At 71.5% G+C, this 14,981-nt stretch carries 17 protein-coding genes; 7 read left to right on the top strand and 10 right to left on the bottom strand.

Annotated features, from left to right (window positions below; genetic code table 11):
- Nucleotides 1-56 precede the first annotated feature (56 nt).
- The 3 genes from ACFP2T_RS29755 to ACFP2T_RS29765 all read left to right on the top strand — a co-directional run bounded on the left by ACFP2T_RS29755 (nt 57) and on the right by ACFP2T_RS29765 (nt 3,437).
- Nucleotides 57-617 carry a PepSY domain-containing protein gene (locus ACFP2T_RS29755; protein WP_377427425.1) on the top strand — a complete coding sequence of 187 codons (561 nt, stop codon included), beginning with the start codon at nt 57-59 and terminating at the stop codon, nt 615-617.
- Nucleotides 618-920: 303 nt separating this feature from the next.
- On the top strand, nt 921-2,426 hold the full coding sequence (locus ACFP2T_RS29760; protein ID WP_377427427.1) for a S8 family serine peptidase: 1,506 nt from the start codon (nt 921-923) through the stop codon (nt 2,424-2,426).
- Between the two features lie 48 nt (nt 2,427-2,474).
- Nucleotides 2,475-3,437 carry a hypothetical protein gene (locus ACFP2T_RS29765; protein WP_377427430.1) on the top strand — a complete coding sequence of 321 codons (963 nt, stop codon included), beginning with the start codon at nt 2,475-2,477 and terminating at the stop codon, nt 3,435-3,437.
- Nucleotides 3,438-3,545: 108 nt separating this feature from the next.
- Here ACFP2T_RS29765 and ACFP2T_RS29770 read toward each other — a convergent pair whose 3' ends face one another.
- On the bottom strand, nt 3,546-3,908 hold the full coding sequence (locus tag ACFP2T_RS29770) for a hypothetical protein (RefSeq protein WP_377427432.1): 363 nt from the start codon (nt 3,906-3,908) through the stop codon (nt 3,546-3,548).
- A gap of 377 nt (nt 3,909-4,285) precedes the next feature.
- On the opposite strand from ACFP2T_RS29770, the gene ACFP2T_RS29775 reads away from it, so the two are divergent.
- Entirely contained in the window at nt 4,286-6,112 is a 1,827-nt protein-coding gene (locus ACFP2T_RS29775; protein WP_377427434.1) for an AMP-dependent synthetase/ligase, read from the top strand.
- Nucleotides 6,113-6,377: 265 nt separating this feature from the next.
- On the top strand, nt 6,378-7,151 hold the full coding sequence (locus ACFP2T_RS29780; RefSeq protein WP_377427436.1) for an ATP-binding protein: 774 nt from the start codon (nt 6,378-6,380) through the stop codon (nt 7,149-7,151).
- 141 nt (nt 7,152-7,292) lie between these two features.
- Here ACFP2T_RS29780 and ACFP2T_RS29785 read toward each other — a convergent pair whose 3' ends face one another.
- Together ACFP2T_RS29785 and yczR are read right to left on the bottom strand one after the other, a co-directional pair.
- Nucleotides 7,293-7,691 (bottom strand): NUDIX hydrolase, encoded by a 399-nt coding sequence (locus ACFP2T_RS29785; RefSeq protein WP_377427438.1) that lies wholly within the window; start codon nt 7,689-7,691, stop codon nt 7,293-7,295.
- Between the two features lie 91 nt (nt 7,692-7,782).
- The gene (gene yczR, locus ACFP2T_RS29790) at nt 7,783-9,240 is read right to left on the bottom strand and encodes a MocR-like transcription factor YczR (RefSeq protein ID WP_377427440.1); all 1,458 of its coding nucleotides are present in this window, start codon (nt 9,238-9,240) and stop codon (nt 7,783-7,785) included.
- 59 nt (nt 9,241-9,299) lie between these two features.
- Between yczR and yczE the strand changes: the two genes are divergently transcribed.
- Both yczE and ACFP2T_RS29800 read left to right on the top strand, forming a co-directional pair.
- The gene (gene yczE / locus ACFP2T_RS29795) at nt 9,300-10,034 is read left to right on the top strand and encodes a membrane protein YczE (RefSeq protein ID WP_377427442.1); all 735 of its coding nucleotides are present in this window, start codon (nt 9,300-9,302) and stop codon (nt 10,032-10,034) included.
- A 141-nt stretch (nt 10,035-10,175) separates the two neighbouring features.
- On the top strand, nt 10,176-10,631 hold the full coding sequence (locus tag ACFP2T_RS29800; protein ID WP_377427445.1) for a hypothetical protein: 456 nt from the start codon (nt 10,176-10,178) through the stop codon (nt 10,629-10,631).
- A 103-nt stretch (nt 10,632-10,734) separates the two neighbouring features.
- On the opposite strand, the gene hisF is transcribed toward ACFP2T_RS29800, so the two are convergent.
- The 7 genes from hisF to hisB all read right to left on the bottom strand — a co-directional run bounded on the left by hisF (nt 10,735) and on the right by hisB (nt 14,886).
- Nucleotides 10,735-11,505 (bottom strand): imidazole glycerol phosphate synthase subunit HisF, encoded by a 771-nt coding sequence (gene hisF, locus ACFP2T_RS29805; protein WP_377427447.1) that lies wholly within the window; start codon nt 11,503-11,505, stop codon nt 10,735-10,737.
- A 67-nt stretch (nt 11,506-11,572) separates the two neighbouring features.
- The gene (locus ACFP2T_RS29810; protein ID WP_377427449.1) at nt 11,573-12,004 is read right to left on the bottom strand and encodes an organic hydroperoxide resistance protein; all 432 of its coding nucleotides are present in this window, start codon (nt 12,002-12,004) and stop codon (nt 11,573-11,575) included.
- A gap of 232 nt (nt 12,005-12,236) precedes the next feature.
- Nucleotides 12,237-12,962, bottom strand: coding sequence for a bifunctional 1-(5-phosphoribosyl)-5-((5-phosphoribosylamino)methylideneamino)imidazole-4-carboxamide isomerase/phosphoribosylanthranilate isomerase PriA (gene priA, locus ACFP2T_RS29815; RefSeq protein WP_377427452.1), 726 nt, complete (start codon nt 12,960-12,962; stop codon nt 12,237-12,239).
- A 128-nt stretch (nt 12,963-13,090) separates the two neighbouring features.
- A complete protein-coding gene (locus tag ACFP2T_RS29820) occupies nt 13,091-13,417 on the bottom strand; it encodes a hypothetical protein (RefSeq protein ID WP_377427455.1) in 327 nt (108 codons plus the stop codon).
- 25 nt (nt 13,418-13,442) lie between these two features.
- Nucleotides 13,443-14,105 (bottom strand): imidazole glycerol phosphate synthase subunit HisH, encoded by a 663-nt coding sequence (gene hisH / locus ACFP2T_RS29825; RefSeq protein ID WP_377427457.1) that lies wholly within the window; start codon nt 14,103-14,105, stop codon nt 13,443-13,445.
- On the bottom strand, nt 14,102-14,275 hold the full coding sequence (locus ACFP2T_RS29830) for a hypothetical protein (RefSeq protein WP_377427459.1): 174 nt from the start codon (nt 14,273-14,275) through the stop codon (nt 14,102-14,104). Before ACFP2T_RS29830 ends, hisH begins: the two co-directional genes overlap by 4 nt.
- The gene (hisB, locus tag ACFP2T_RS29835) at nt 14,275-14,886 is read right to left on the bottom strand and encodes an imidazoleglycerol-phosphate dehydratase HisB (RefSeq protein WP_377427461.1); all 612 of its coding nucleotides are present in this window, start codon (nt 14,884-14,886) and stop codon (nt 14,275-14,277) included. The genes ACFP2T_RS29830 and hisB overlap by 1 nt, the downstream gene beginning before the upstream one ends.
- Between the last annotated feature and the right edge of the window lie 95 nt (nt 14,887-14,981).

Below are 14,981 nucleotides of genomic sequence, written 5' to 3' on the forward strand. Positions count from 1 at the left end.
CGAACCTCGTCGGAACAACGCCGAACAGAGTGTTCGAGGTTCGAGGAGGATTTGTGATGCGGCGCAAGACGCTGGTCCTGAGCATCGGTGGCGCGCTGGCCGCTGCCGCCGTCGTCGGTACCGCGATCGGTGCCAGCGCGGCAGAGGGCGAACGGCAGGGGTTCGGGACGGCGCCCACGGCCACCGCCGCCGCTACCGCCACCACCGATCCGACCGGGACGCCCGGCACCGATCCGTCCGGGACGCCGACGAGCGGTCCGACCGGTACGCCCGGGGGCACGCCGACGGCGGCACCGACGGGTTCGCCGGGCGCGACCGGCGGCGCACCGGTCGGCTCCCAGCGGGCGGTCGAGATCGCGCTGGCCAGCGCGGGCGGCGGCCGGCTCGACGAGGTCGAGCAAGAGCAGGAGCACGGCCGGACGGTGTGGAGCGTGGAACTGGTCAAGGACGGCTGGGAGATCGAGGTCGACGTCGACGCGACCACCGGCGAGATCATCAAGACCGAGCGCGACGACAAGGACGACGACCGGGACGACGACAAGGACGACGACAAGGACGACGACAAGGGCCACGACGACCGGGACGACGATGACGACGAGGATGGTGACGACGACTGATTCCGGCGGCAGCCCCGTCGTTCCACCGCCCGCTGGCGTTTGTGCAGCGGGCGGTGCCGTTGTCGGACGGCATCCGGATACATCCGGATCCGTCCGTACGCCTTGTCGCTCCGCCGGGGGTGTCCTTGACTGTGCCGACGTACGACGACGGGACGCCCCGGGACCCGGAGCCCCGCCGACTGACGATCGCATCACCCGCGACAGGACGGCGCGCATCACGCCCACTCTCGACGGACGCCTCCACCGCCGACAGGGGCTTGCGGCCCCTCGGATCCCTGCCACCTCGCCGATCAAGGAGCGTTGTTGCCCTCCGCAGGATGTCACCCGGCGAGCGGGTCCATCGCCCGGCCGGACCGCGTGGGCCCGGTCCCGACGGTCGGGGCCGTTTCCGCCCTTCGCCGGATCGCCACCGCGCTACTCGTCGTGACCACCGCGTCGGCGGTGGGCCTGGTCCTACCCGTTCCCGCCCGCGCCGCGCCCGCACCACACCCGAATCCACGCCAGTGGCATCTCTCCGAGACCTGGGCGGTCGAAACGGAGGTCTGGCCGCACTCCCAGGGTGAGGGGGTGGTCGTCGCGGTGCTCGACAGCGGCGTGGGCGGGGTGGGTGGCGTGTTCGACATGCCGGAGATGCACGACGTGACCGTGCCGGGCGGCAGTTTCATGCCCGGCGGCGGCGACGGGCGCGGCGACACGAACGGGCAGGGCACCGAGATTGCCCAGCTCATCGCGGCGCGGGGCGTGCAGGGAGGCTTCGCGGGACTCGCGCCGAAGGCAAAGATCCTTCCGGTCGCGATTATTGCGCTCAGCCAGGTGGAGGACGCGATCCGGTTCGCGGTCGACCACGGCGCGAAGGTCATCAGCGTGACCCTGTCGGGGTACTCGGGCTATTCCGACGACCTCTGTCCAGCGGACACCCGCGAAGTCGTGGACTACGCGATCGAGCATGACGTCGTCGTCGTGTCGGACGCCGGCAACGAGGGACACAAGGACAACCTCCCGCTGTACCCCGGCGCCTGCCCAGGGGTTCTCGCCGTCGGCGCGGTCACGAAGGCCGGACAGCCCTGGTTGCAGACCAACCGGCAGGCACACGTCTCCGTCGCGGCACCGGGTGCCGGGGTGGTGGTCCGGGACATCCATCAGGAGGTCGGCACCCGGGACGGGACCGTCTTCGCCACCGCGCTGGTCGCCGCCACGGCGGCCCTGGTCCGGGCGAAGTTTCCCGACCTCTCGGCGCGGGAGGTGGTGCAGCGGATCACCGCGACGGCCCAGGACACCGGTCCGAAGGGCCGGGACGACCTGACCGGTTACGGGGTCGTCGACCCGGCGAAGGCGCTCGCCGCCGACGTTCCGCCGGACGCGCCGAACCCCGCGTTCGAGGCCCTCGACGCTTATCAGGATTCGATACAGGATCGGAAGCGGAACGTCCTGCTACTCAAGATCGGCGGAGGACTCTGCGTCGGCCTGGCTCTGCTGGTGCCGGTGCTACTGCTGATCTGGAGCGTACGGCGGAACCGGAGAAGGGCCAGGGCCGTGCTCGGGCCACCGGCCGCCGGTACGCATTTCCCGGTGCCCGGAGCCGGCACCCAATTTCCGGTGCCCGGTCCGGCGCAGATGCCCGGACAGCCGTATCCACAGGCACAACCGCCGGGGCCGCCGTATCCGCAGGCACAACCGCCGGGGCAGCCGTACCCGCAGGGACAACCGCCGGGGCAGCCGTACCCGCAGGGACAGCCGTACCCGCCGGGACCGGCGCAACGTCCGGGACAGCCGTACCCGCCGGGGCCGCCCCACCATCCGTCGAGATAACGCTGACCGGCGACCGTACCCGGCCCGTCGCGGCCCGGAGGAGTTCCGTTGACGTACCCACCGCATCCTGGCCCCGTCGGACCGCCCCGGCACGGTCCGGCGCCCTCCGCCGGCCAACCGCCGTACCAGCCTCAACCGGGAGCACCGCTGTCGGGACAGCAGCCCGGCTACGGTCAGCCGCCCGGAGTGGAGCAGCAGTCCGGGCAGCCGTACGGCTTCCCACCCGGATCCGCGACGCCGGCTCCGCCTCCACCGCGGCCGCACCGGTCCTACACCGGGCTCATCATCGCCGCGCTCGTCGTGGTCGTCGTGGTCGTCGTGACGACGGGGCTCGCCGTCGTGGGCTACCACTACGTCGTCAACTCCTCGGGGGGCGAACTGCCCGACGGTTCTGGTCCCACCGCTCCCGGCGAGCCGATATACCGCAAGTTCCCGGCGCCCTGCGGAATGTTGGCCAAGCCCACCCTGGCGGCGACGGTGCCGGCCGGAGAGTCGATGTTGGACTCGAACCGGCCCGGACCGAGCGAGACGGACGGGGCCCACGCCGTCTGCCACTTCATCATGCCCTACGCCGAGAGCGAACGACGCGCCATGGACAGGTCGCTCAGGGTCACCCTGGACGCCCATCTCCATGAGCGGTACGCCACGGGCGTCGACAGAGCGAAGAAGGTATTCGCGGACTCACGCGCGACGTTGCAGGGACTCGCCGACAAGGGCGAGGACGAAGGCCAGGGCACCCGGACCGTCTTCGGCAAGCTGGAGGAACCCGGTGGTCTCGGGGACGAGGCGGTGGCCATGTACACCACGACGACCTCGGACGACCGCAGGTACGGCGGGACGGATCTCCGGGTACGAGTCGGGAACGTCTACCTCCAGGTGTCCTACACCGGCTTCGACGGCCGTGAAGGGCAGGAGAGGCCGATGACCCCGGAGGTGGCGCGTCAGGGGGCGCAGGACGCCGCGCGCGACGTCGTCGAGGCCCTGATCGACTGTCCGGACTGCAAGAGCTGAGCCCGGAGCCGACGGCGGGACGCCTCGGAGGCCGACCCGGGCCGGCGCGGAGTCCAGCACCCGAACCGACGGGTCGAGCGCCAGCCCGGCCGGGGGAAGCGCCGCTCGCTACGTTCCGGGTGGCACCGGTGCGCCGGCCCAGGCGGCGGACGCGGCGGGGGCGGCGTGCGCGAGTGACCTCTCCGGCCCGGTCACGGTCCCCGGAGTGCCGGCTACGCAGGGGCCCGGATGTCCCTCGCGCTCGCCGCACCGGCCGTCGCCGAAGAGCAGCCGGTCACAGAACACCCGGTACCGCTCGTGCTGCGCGTCCTCGGCCGAGACGGTGACCTCACCCGCGTCGAGTTCCGGGAGGAAGGCCAGCGACTCGGCCAGCAACGCGGCCAGTTCGGCGGCGGCATCCAGGGTGTGTACGGCGACCGGAAGATGGATGACATGTCCCGGTACCGCGTCGCCGCGACCGGGACCTCCCATGACCGGACCTCTCTGACCCATGGTTGATGACCCTCATCCGTGGTTGACGATTCCGTGGTTGACGATGGCTCTGGCCCTCGGTCCAGGACTCTCGCCCTCGGTCTGGCAGCGCGACGTCCCGTACCGACCTGGGCCGACGTCTCGATAGCTTAGAGACGTATCCGGTCATTCCGGGTTTGCCACTCGGATCGACCACGGACCCGCCCCCGGTCTCCTCCGGCGCTGCGGTCCGATCGGCTCCGGCGTTGCGGTCCGATCGGCGTAGCCGAACCGAGCCGAGCAGGACTAGCCGATTCGAGGTCAGACCAAATACTCTGCGGTAACCGCGAGTTAACGTGACCGCCGTCACGCCACGATATCCGGAGGCTGCCCCCGCCATGGCTCTCGATGTGCCCTACCGATCCATCCCCGACATGTTCCTCAAACGCGTCTCGGCCTCCCCTGACCGGGACGCGTTCGCCCATCCCGCGCCGGACGACTCCGGCCCGCTCTGGCTCAGTTGGGCGCAGGTCGGCCAGCGGGCCAAGGCGATCGCCGCGGGATTGCACGGCCTCGGCGTCGGCCACGAGGATCGGGTGGCGATCCTGGCCAACACCCGGCTCGACTGGATCCTCTCCGACCTCGGAATCATGTGTGCCGGAGGCGCGACCACCACGGTCTATCCGACCACCGAGCCGGAGGACACCGCCTTCATCATCGCGGACTCCGGCTCCAAGGTGCTGATCGCCGAGAACGCCACCCAGGCCGCCAAGATCGTCGGAGCCGACCTACCGGCGCTGACCCATGTCGTACTGATCGACGGACCGGCCGATCCGGGAGCCACGCCTCCGCAGCTCGCCCTCGCCGACCTCGAGGTGCAGGGGGCACTCGCGCTGGAGAGCGACCCGGGCCTGATCGACCGGCTGGTCGCCGACATCGATCCGGATCACCTGGCGACGCTGATCTACACCTCCGGCACCACCGGCCGTCCCAAGGGCGTCGAACTGATGCACGCCGGCTGGTGCTGGGAGGGCGTGGCCCAGGCGCAACTGGGCCTGATCAAGGCGGAGGACCTGCAGTACCTCTGGCTCCCGTTGTCGCACTCGTTCGGCAAGACGCTGCTCTGTGGCGTGATCCACGTGGGTATGCCCACCTACGTCGACGGTCGGCTCGACAAGCTCGTCGAACTGCTCGGCGTGGTCAAGCCGACCCTGATGTGCGGCGCGCCCCGGATCTTCGAGAAGGTCTACAACCGGGCCGTGACCACGGCCCAGACCGGAGGCGGCGCCAAGGCCAAGATCTTCGCCTGGGCGGTCAGGACCGGCAAGCGGAAGGTCTCGCTGGAGCAGGCCGGCAAGCCCGTCTCGGCGGGGCTGCGGATCAGCTACGGGCTCGCCGAGAAGCTGGTCTTCAGCAAGTTGCAGGCCCGGCTGGGCGGCCGGATCCGGGTCCTCGTCTCCGGCTCCGCGCCGCTGAGTCAGGACATCGCCCTCTTCTTCGCCGCGGCCAACCTGCCCATCTCCGAGGGGTACGGCCTGACCGAGACCAGCGCCGGCAACTTCGTCAACCGGCCCGGCGCGCTCAAGATCGGCACCGTCGGCAAGGCGCTCGGTGACCTGGAGTGCAAGATCGACTCCGACGGCGAGATCCTGCTCCGGGGCGCACCGGTGATGCGCGGCTACCACAACCTGCCCACCGAGACCGCCGAGGCGTTCACCCCGGACGGCTTCTTCCGGACCGGCGACATCGGCGAACTCGACGACGACGGGTTCCTGAAGATCACGGACCGGAAGAAGGACCTGGTCAAGACGTCCGGCGGAAAGTACGTCTCGCCGTCCCGGATCGAGGGCATGTTCAAGGCGCTGTGCCCGTACACCTCCCAGGTGGTGGTGATCGGCCAGGCCCGCAACTACTGCACGATGCTGCTCACCCTCGACGCGGACGCGATCGCGACCTGGGCCGCGAACGGCCCGCTGGCCGGCCGCCCGTACGCCGAGATCGTCGGCTCGGCCGAGGTGGGCGCAATGATCGACGACTACGTCAAGCAGTTGAACGACAAGCTGAACCGCTGGGAGACGATCAAGAAGGTGCGGGTCCTGTCCCGCGAACTGACCGTCGAGGACGGCGAGATGACGCCGTCGATGAAGATCAAGCGTCGCGCCGTGGAGACCAGCTTCGCGACGGAGATCGACGGGATGTACCAGGGCACCCTCGCCCAGATCTGAGTATCGGACCGGGTATCGGACCGGCCGCCGGGGCTCACGACCGTCCCCGGCGGCCGGCACCCGACGTCGCCGCTCGACTACTGCGGGACAAGGTGACATCTGGTCGGCTTCACCGGACCACCGCCGGGGTAAGACCAGGGTCAGATGCGCGATATGCCCAGCCGAGAGCAGGGCCGATCGCGGCGGCGGACGGGCGGGCGAGGGGGTTCCGGTAATGGCGGCCACGGTGGCAGCTCACATCGAGACCGGGGCTTTGGTGATCACCATGGCTGGGCGGTGGAGCGTAGGACAGGCGTACGCACTCCAGCGGGCGTTCGAACGGTGCGCGGCGCACCATCCGCCGTACGTGGCGGTGGACTGCACCCGGGTCGTCGTCCCGGAGGGACTGGTGCCGGCGCTGCTGCCGGCCCTGGTGGTACTCGGGCAGTCATGCCGGCGCGGCATCACCGTACTGGTCTGCGCCCCGGCCTCGGCCCTCACCGGCCTGCTCCGCCGGCTGCCGACCACCCGGATCCGCCTCTACCCGCGTCTCACCGAGGCGCTCAGTCGAGTCCGGCCCTACCACCTCCCGGGTCCGAGCCGACGCGTCCACCGCCGGTTCACCCCGTCCCCGGCGGCCGTCGGTACGGCCCGTCGGCTGGTCCGCGAGTGCTGCGAACGGTGGCGGCTGGACGGCGTGACCGACAACGCCCAGCTCGTCGTCTCCGAGCTGATGGCGAACGCGGTCGAGCACGCCGGTACCGAGATCGATTTGACCATCGGCCACCACCGGCACCAACTCCGGATCGCGGTCGCGGACCGGCACCAAGCCGTACCGGCGCTCGACCAGAAGGATTCGGACGGTGGCGACCTCGACGCACGACAGGAACTCGCCCTGCGGGGACGCGGGCTGGCCCTGGTGGCCCGGTCCGTCGCCAACTGGGGAGTGCTACGCGGCACCGACGGCAAGGTCGTCTGGGCCGCCCTGGCCGCGCCCCGGGCCGCTCGGCTGCGCCTGTCGGACCTGGCCCTCATCACCGGAAGCGGCTACCCGGCCTGACCGCCGGCCACGGCACGGCGCCGTCGGCGCCCGTCGGTGTCTGCGGCGCCCGTCGGTGCCCGCGGCGCCGTCGATGTCTGCGGTGCCGTCGATGTCGGGACTGCCGGCAGTCCCGTCGAGCCGTCGCTGCCGTCGACAGCCTCAGCCGAGGCTGCCCGCATCGTGGAGATGGTCGAAGATGACCTGGTCGACCGGGGAGACGCGGTGCCGGTCGGCGTGGGTCAACCAGACGATCTCGGCGACCTCGTTACTCGGTCGCAATTCGCCGTGATAGTCCGCCGTGTAGCAGGTCATCCGGACGATCGTCCCGGCCGGATGCCCGTGCGCCTGGGCCCGGAACGTGCCGAGGTGCCGGGCGCTGTCGGCGGCGATGGCGACGCTCAGTTCCTCTTCGATTTCGCGTACCAGCGTGTCGACGTCGGCCTCGCCCGGTTCCCGCTTGCCGCCCGGAAGGTAGTAGACGTCCTTGCCGTGCGATCGCGAACTCAGAATCCGGCCGTTCTCCAGACGGATCCAGGCGATCTTGTCAATCATGCCCATGCGGGTTCGACTCTCCAGTCCTCCGGGGACACCGATGGCTCTTCCACGGACACCGATGACGCTCGCGGTGTCCCGACGCGCGGGCCCACGGTCAGGCGATGACCACCGGCTCGCGCCAGAGCGAGCGTTCCGCCCGGTCGATGTCGTAGCGGACCGCGGCGATCCGGCGTACCGCCTCGGTCAGTTCGGTGGCGGGGAGGGTGAACGGGAGCCGGAGAAAACGCTCCAGCGTGCCGTCCAGGCCGAACCGTGGGCCGGGGGCCAAGCGTACTCCGACCTCCTCCGCCGCCCGGGCGAGCGCGCTGGCGATCGGCCCGTCCAGCTCCGCCCAGAGGGTGACCCCGCCGCTCGGGGTGCGTACCCGCCAGTTGGGAAGTTCGTCCCGCAGGGCGGCCAGCAGGGCGTCCCGCTGCGCGGCCAACTGCCTGCGCCGGGCCGCCACGATCGTGTCGGCGTCGGCGAGCAGCCGCACCGCGACCAGTTGGTCCAGCACCGGACCGGCCATGTCGACCCCGACCCGCGCCGCGGCCAGCCGCTGCACCTGCGGAGCCGAGGCGCGGATCCAGCCGATCCGCAGCCCGCCCCAGTACGGCTTGCTCATTCCGCCGATGGTGACCACCCGGGAGTGCCGGTCGAAGACGGCGGTCGGCGGCGGCATCTCGGTGCCGTCCAACGCCAGATCCACGAAGGACTCGTCGACGACCAGGTCCGTGCCACTGGCGTGCGCGGTGGCCACCACCCGCTCGCGCATCTCGGCGGGCATCAGGTGGCCGGTGGGATTCTGGAACTCCGGGATCAGGTACGCCAGCCGGGGACGCGTCTGCCGCAGGCTGCCGAGCAGCAGGTCGGTGTCCCAGCCCGTGCCCTCGGTGGCCAGGCCGTGGGTGGTGATCCGGGCCCGGCGCGCGGCGAACGCGGCCAGCGCGTTGGGATAGGTCGGTGACTCCACGAGTACGCCGGCACCGGGCGGCAGGACGAGCCGGAGCACCAGGTCCAGCGCGTGCTGTACCCCGTTGGTCACCATGATCTGCTCTGGGCTGGTGGTCAGTCCACGGTCGGTGTAGGACCGGGCCACGGCCGCACGAAGCTCGACTATCCCGGTCGGGTGGTACCCGGCACCGCCGAGATAGCGCGGCAGGTCCTCGGCCGCCGCCCGCGCCGCCGCACCCAGTTCGGCCGGGGCTGCCAGCGCGGCACAGCCGAGGTCGATCATGTCCAGATCGTCCTGCGGCGTCCACAGCCCGGAACTGGCCACCCGGTGTCCGCCCGGCAACGTCGTCCAACTTCCGGCGCCCCGGCGACTCTTCAGGTGACCGGTCTCGCGCAGTCCGCGGTACGCGGCGGTGACCGTGGTCCGGCTCACCCGCAGCGCCTCGGCCAGTTCCCGCTCGGCGGGCAGGCGTACGCCGAGCGGTAGTCGCCCGTCGGCGAGCAGTCCGCGTACCGCCCCGGCCAGCGCGACGTAGTCGGGGCTACGTCGCCGGCCCGGAAGGGCATGCCACTGACCGAGCATCCGCCCCAACTGTGGACCCCGAACGAGGTTTGTCACAGCCACTTCTCCTCGATTGGCCCTTCGTACATCCTGGATTGGCCCTCAGAGTGGCACGCATGGCAACAATTGGCAACAGCAGAGACCGGCTCGCCCGGCGACTCGGGCAGCTCTACGTCGGTCTGGCGCTCTACGGGGTCAGCATGGCGTTGATGATCGAATCGACGCTCGGGCTCGATCCCTGGGACGTCTTCCACCAGGGGCTGTCCAGGTTCACCGGCGCGTCGATCGGCACCGTCACCATCGTCGTCGGCGCACTCGTCCTGCTGCTGTGGATCCCGCTACGCCAACGCCCCGGCCTCGGCACGCTGAGCAACGTCGTCGTCATCGGCCTGGCGGTCGACCTCGCGCTGGCGGTGCTGCCGACCGTCGGCTCCCTGCCCGCCCGGATCGGCTTCGTCGTCGCCGGCATCCTGTTGAACGGCGTGGCGACCGGCCTGTACATCGGTGCCCGGCTCGGCCCCGGACCGCGCGACGGCCTGGTGACCGGGTACGTCGCCCGCCGGCCGCACCAGTCCATCCGACTGGTCCGGACGGTCGTCGAGGTGACCGTCCTGGCGATCGGATTCCTGCTCGGCGGAAAGGTGGGCATCGGCACGGTGGCCTACGCGCTCGCCATCGGTCCGCTCGTGCACACCTTCATTCCGATGTTCACCGTACGTCCCGTGACCGTCGGGCCGGTGGCGACGACGCGTCCCGTGACCGTCGGGCCGACGACGGAGACCGGGATCGGACAGTCGGACGACCGGCGGCGGGAATCCGACAGCCGGGCGGCGGAAGTGGCCGTGCCGTAGCCCCGAACTGCGCCGGCCCGCTGAAAAAGATCGTCGATCTGGATCGAATCGTCCCACGTGGAGGGCCGTTGACCGAGGTCCGCCGGAATGAACGGGTGGACAACGGTTCCGTCGGCCCGCGTCGCACGGCATCATTTCCCCATGGGGGATGAGGGATGGCGGTGGTCCGACGCTTGGATCTTCGTATCGCTGATCATCGCGGGCGGCGCCGGCCGCCACCGGCGTTCGAGCAGCACCCGGCGACCGGAGGGAGTCCGGCTGGCCGACGTGCTGTCCACGGCTGACCATCTCAACCGGGCCATCCCGGCCAGGCACGAGATCGAGGCCGCCGTACGCCGCCTGGTGGGTGCGGGACTGATCACGGTCTCGGACGGTTGGTTCCGGGTCACCACGGCCGGCGAGCAGTTGTGGCGGACCCGGCCGCACGGCGGCCTCGCCACTACCGTGGAGACGGTGCACGGAGTGCTGACCCGCCGGCACGCCCCAGGAAGTCACGACTGGGTACTCGGCGAGGAGGAGCACGCCGCCGCGGTCCAGGAGTACGCCGCCCGGTTCACCCTGCCGATGCCACGCCGCTCGCCGGAGAACGGTTCCTGACCGAGCTGGACTGACACCTGACCGCGCTCGACCTGACCGCACTCGACCTGACCGCCTGGGCCGGACCGGCGCGGATCGGTGGCCGGTCGGGACCGGACGCGGGTCAGCGGACCGGATGCCCGGCGGCCTGTAGCGCGCCCTTCACCTCGCCGACGCTCAGCTCACCGAAGTGGAAGACACTGGCCGCGAGGACCGCGTCCGCGCCGGCCGTGACCGCCGGTGCGAAGTGCGCCACCGCTCCGGCGCCGCCACTGGCCACGACCGGTACGTCGACAACCTGCCGCACCGCCCCGATCAGCTCCAGGTCGAACCCGGCCTTGGTGCCGTCCGCGTCCATCGAGTTCAGCAGGATCTCCCCGGCGCCCAGCTCGGCGACCCTGGCCGCCCAGTCGACCGCGTCGATGCCCGTGCCACGCCGGCCACCGTGCGTCGTCACCTCGAACCCGCTGCGCGTAGCCGTGCCCGCCGGAGTCCGCCGCACGTCGAGCGAGAGCACCAGCACCTGCCGCCCGAACCGCTCGGCGATCTCGGCGATCAGCTCCGGCCGGGCGATCGCGGCGGTGTTCACTCCCACCTTGTCGGCACCGGCCCGCAACAGCACGTCGACGTCGGCGACCTGTCGCACTCCCCCGCCGACGGTGAGCGGGATGAACACCGACTCGGCGGTGCGGCGTACCACGTCCAGCATGGTGCCCCGGTCGTCGGACGAGGCCGTGACGTCGAGGAAGGTCAGCTCGTCGGCGCCGGCCTCGTCGTACGCCGCGGCCAGCTCGACCGGGTCGCCCGCGTCCCGCAGGTCGACGAAGTTGACCCCCTTGACCACCCGACCGGCATCCACGTCCAGACAGGGAATCACCCGTACCGCCACCGTCATGTGCCGAGCCTAACCAGCGTCGCGGACGGGCCGCAGGACGAAACCAGCCGGCGGGACGTAGCCGGGTTCACTCCTGTCCGTCCCCTGCCACGGCCAGGGCCACCTCGACGTTGCCCCGCACCGCGTTGGAGTACGGGCACAGCTCGTGCGCCTTGGCCGTCAGTTCACGCACCACGTCCGGATCGACCCCGGGCACGTCGACGGTGAGCGCGACGGTCAGGCCGAATCCGCCGCTGTCGGTGCGGCCGATCCCCACCTCGGCGGTGACACTGGATCCGGCGACCTCGACCCCGGCTCGCCGGGCCAACAGCCGCAACGCCGAGTGGAAACACGCCGCGTACCCGGCGGCGAAGAGCTGCTCCGGATTGGTAGCACCGCCCTCGCCACCCATCTCCTTGGGCGCGGCGAGGTCGAGCGCGAGGATGCCGTCCGGGGTGGCGACGTGACCGTCGCGGCCCTCCCCGGTGGCACGGGCCTGAGCGGTGTAGAGCACCCGCATCGTCGCTCACGTCTCCTTCCGGCACCGGTCGCCGCGTGCCGGCCGGGACCTGACTGGGCCGAGGCTGGCCGGAACCCTGGCCGGCGCAACCCCGCCGGCCCGACTGGCCGGTCGGCCCAAGATACGCTTCGGCTCCGCCCTCGACCAGGCATCCGGATGATCAGGTGACCAGGCCCTCAGCTGTGATCTGGCTCGCAGTCGGCCGGACGGCTCGCAGTCGGCCGGACGAGCCTCAGGGCTGCGCCAGTACGGCGAGGGCCTGCGCGACGGTGAACGCCCCGGCGTAGAGGGCCTTGCCGGCGATCACGCCCTCGACCCCGATCGGTTCCAGGGCGGCGAGCGACCGCAGGTCGTCCAGTGTGGAGACACCACCGGAGGCGATCACCGGGGCGTCGGTACGGGCACATACCTCCCGCAGCAGGTCCAGGTTCGGCCCGCGCATCGTGCCGTCCTTCGTGATGTCGGTCACCACGTACCGCGCCGCGCCCGCCTTGTCCAACCGCTCCAACACCTCGAACAGGTCACCGCCGTCCCGGGTCCAGCCCCGGGCCGACAGGGTGCGGCCCCGCACGTCCAGCCCGATCGCCACCCGGTCGCCGTACTCGCCGAGCACCCGGTCACACCACTGCGGGTCCTCCAGCGCGGCGGTGCCGATGTTGACCCGCGCCGCCCCGGTACCCAGTGCCGCCGACAGTGACTCGTCGTCGCGGATGCCACCGGACAACTCCACCCGGACGTCGAGCCGGCGGACCACGTCGGCGAGCAGGTGCGCGTTCGAGCCCCGCCCGAACGCGGCGTCGAGGTCGACCAGGTGAATCCACTCGGCACCGTCGCGCTGCCAGGCCAGCGCCGCCTCCAGCGGGTCGCCGTAGCTCGTCTCACTGCCGGCAGCGCCCTGGACCAGGCGTACGGCCTGGCCGTCCGCGACATCGACGGCGGGAAGCAGGGTCAGGCTCAAGGTGTTCTCCTCGGTCGGCTGGCGCGGTTGTCGGATCGGATGTCGTCCGGTCCGGCGATCAGGCTCGCCGGCCCAGTGCTCGGGTCGGTCGGTCCGGCGTTCGGCACTTCGGTTCGTCGCCTCCGGCGTCAGGTCCGCCGGCCCAGGGCGATCACCACGACCGCCGGAAGCACCAGCAGCAGCAGCGCGATCAGCCCGAGGCGCAGGGCCAGGTCGTCGACCAGCAGCCAGATGACCGTCACCGCCGCCAATGAGAGTACGACCACTCCGGCCCGCTCGCCCCGGCTGCGCCGGACGAAGAGCCGCCCGGTACGCCGGTCGGGCAGCCGGGGAGTGAGCCGACGCAGCAGAACACGCCGCCGCTGGCGTCGGACCACCGCACGGGCCCGCGCGGCCCGCTCCCGCTCGGCCTCGGCCAGCCGGACCGCCCGGCGTCGGGCGCGTTCCTTGCTCACCGGACGGCCCCGGACCGGCCCGCGCTCACAACGTGGCCAGCCAGTTGCGGAGCAGGACCCGGCCGGTCTCGCCGGACTTCTCGGGATGGAACTGGGCGGCCGACAACGGCCCCCGCTCGACCGCCGCGACGAACCGCGACTCGTGCTCGGCCGTCGTCGCCAGCGCACCGGCCTCGGCCAGTACGGCCGTGTCGGTGGAGGCGTACGAGTGCACGAAGTAGAACCGGGCTCCCGACGGCAGGTCCGCGAACAGCCGCGTTCCGGGCGGCGGCGCGACGGTGTTCCAGCCCATGTGCGGCACCCGCCGGGCGGCCAGCCTCGTCACCCCGCCGGGCAGCAGCCCGAGCCCCTTGGTGACGACGCCGTGCTCCTCCCCGTACTCGAAGAGGATCTGCATGCCGACGCAGATGCCGAGCACCGGACGGCCCGCCGCGACCCGCTCGGCGATCACCGGACCGGCCCGGAGGGCCTCGATGCCCGCCATGCAGGCGGCGAAGGCACCCACCCCCGGTACCACCAGCCCGTCTGCGGCGGCCGCCGCGGCGAGGTCGTCGGTGACCGTGACCTCGGCGCCGGCCCGGGCCACGGCACGCTCGGCGGAGCGGAGGTTGCCCGAGCCGTAGTCCAGGACCACGACGGTGGGCGGCCGACTCCGGTCGGCGGGCGACGGAACGGGCGACCCGGTCATCCGCCGGCCTCCGGAAGCAGCCACAGCACGCCACCGGCCGTGGCGAGCACCGCGAGGGCGCCGACGATCCAGAGCGCGCCCCGGGGCGCACCCTGGCGGTGCAGCGACCAGGCGCCGCCGATCAGCACGCCGCCCAGGGCGAACAGCGCCACCGGCAGTACCACGCCCATCAGAGCAGCCCCTTGGTGCTCGGGATCGCGCCAGCCGACCGGGCGTCGATCGCCACGGCCTCGCGCAGCGCCCGGGCCACCGCCTTGAACTGCCCCTCCACCACGTGGTGGGCGTCCGGGTGTCCGCCCGGCCGGGCAGCCCGGAGCACGGACACGTGCAGGGTCATCCGGGCCGCCTGGCCGAACGACTCCCAGATGTGCCGGGTCATGCTGGTCGGATAGACCGGCCCGATGTACGGCGCCAGCGCGGGCTCGTCGTGCACCACGTACGGTCGGCCGGAAAGGTCGACGGCGGCCCGGACCAGCACCTCGTCCATGGGGATGGTCGCCGACCCGTACCGCCGGATGCCCGCCTTGTCGCCGAGGGCCTGGTCGAAGGCCGCGCCCAGGGCCAGCGAGGTGTCCTCGATCGTGTGGTGCGCGTCGATCTCCAGATCGCCGACCGTGTGCACGGTCAGGTCGAAACCGCCGTGCCGGGCGATCTGGTTGAGCATGTGGTCGTAGAAGCCGACTCCGGTGATGATGTCGGCCTGACCGGTGCCGTCGAGCTCCAACTCGACGAGGACCTTGGTCTCGGCCGTGGTCCGCTCGACCCGGGCGGTTCTGCTCACGGTAGGACCTTTCGCTGTTCGGGTAGCTCGACTCACTGTTCGGAATCTGCCCACGCCGGGCCGGGATCGCCCGACGGCGAACCCGGATGGGGCGA

This window comes from Plantactinospora solaniradicis (genome assembly GCF_042658085.1).
Classification (GTDB): domain Bacteria; phylum Actinomycetota; class Actinomycetes; order Mycobacteriales; family Micromonosporaceae; genus Plantactinospora; species Plantactinospora solaniradicis.

Coding starts and splice junctions, on each gene's coding strand:
- ACFP2T_RS29785 (WP_377427438.1), bottom strand. CDS start 7,691: ATGGGCATGATTGACAAGATCGCCTGGATCCGTCTGGAGAACGGCCGG.
- ACFP2T_RS29755 (WP_377427425.1), top strand. CDS start 57: ATGCGGCGCAAGACGCTGGTCCTGAGCATCGGTGGCGCGCTGGCCGCT.
- hisH (WP_377427457.1), bottom strand. CDS start 14,105: ATGACCGGGTCGCCCGTTCCGTCGCCCGCCGACCGGAGTCGGCCGCCC.
- ACFP2T_RS29810 (WP_377427449.1), bottom strand. CDS start 12,004: ATGCGGGTGCTCTACACCGCTCAGGCCCGTGCCACCGGGGAGGGCCGC.
- ACFP2T_RS29775 (WP_377427434.1), top strand. CDS start 4,286: ATGGCTCTCGATGTGCCCTACCGATCCATCCCCGACATGTTCCTCAAA.
- ACFP2T_RS29770 (WP_377427432.1), bottom strand. CDS start 3,908: ATGGGAGGTCCCGGTCGCGGCGACGCGGTACCGGGACATGTCATCCAT.
- ACFP2T_RS29780 (WP_377427436.1), top strand. CDS start 6,378: ATGGCTGGGCGGTGGAGCGTAGGACAGGCGTACGCACTCCAGCGGGCG.
- ACFP2T_RS29800 (WP_377427445.1), top strand. CDS start 10,176: ATGGGGGATGAGGGATGGCGGTGGTCCGACGCTTGGATCTTCGTATCG.
- ACFP2T_RS29830 (WP_377427459.1), bottom strand. CDS start 14,275: ATGGGCGTGGTACTGCCGGTGGCGCTGTTCGCCCTGGGCGGCGTGCTG.
- yczE (WP_377427442.1), top strand. CDS start 9,300: ATGGCAACAATTGGCAACAGCAGAGACCGGCTCGCCCGGCGACTCGGG.
- hisF (WP_377427447.1), bottom strand. CDS start 11,505: ATGACGGTGGCGGTACGGGTGATTCCCTGTCTGGACGTGGATGCCGGT.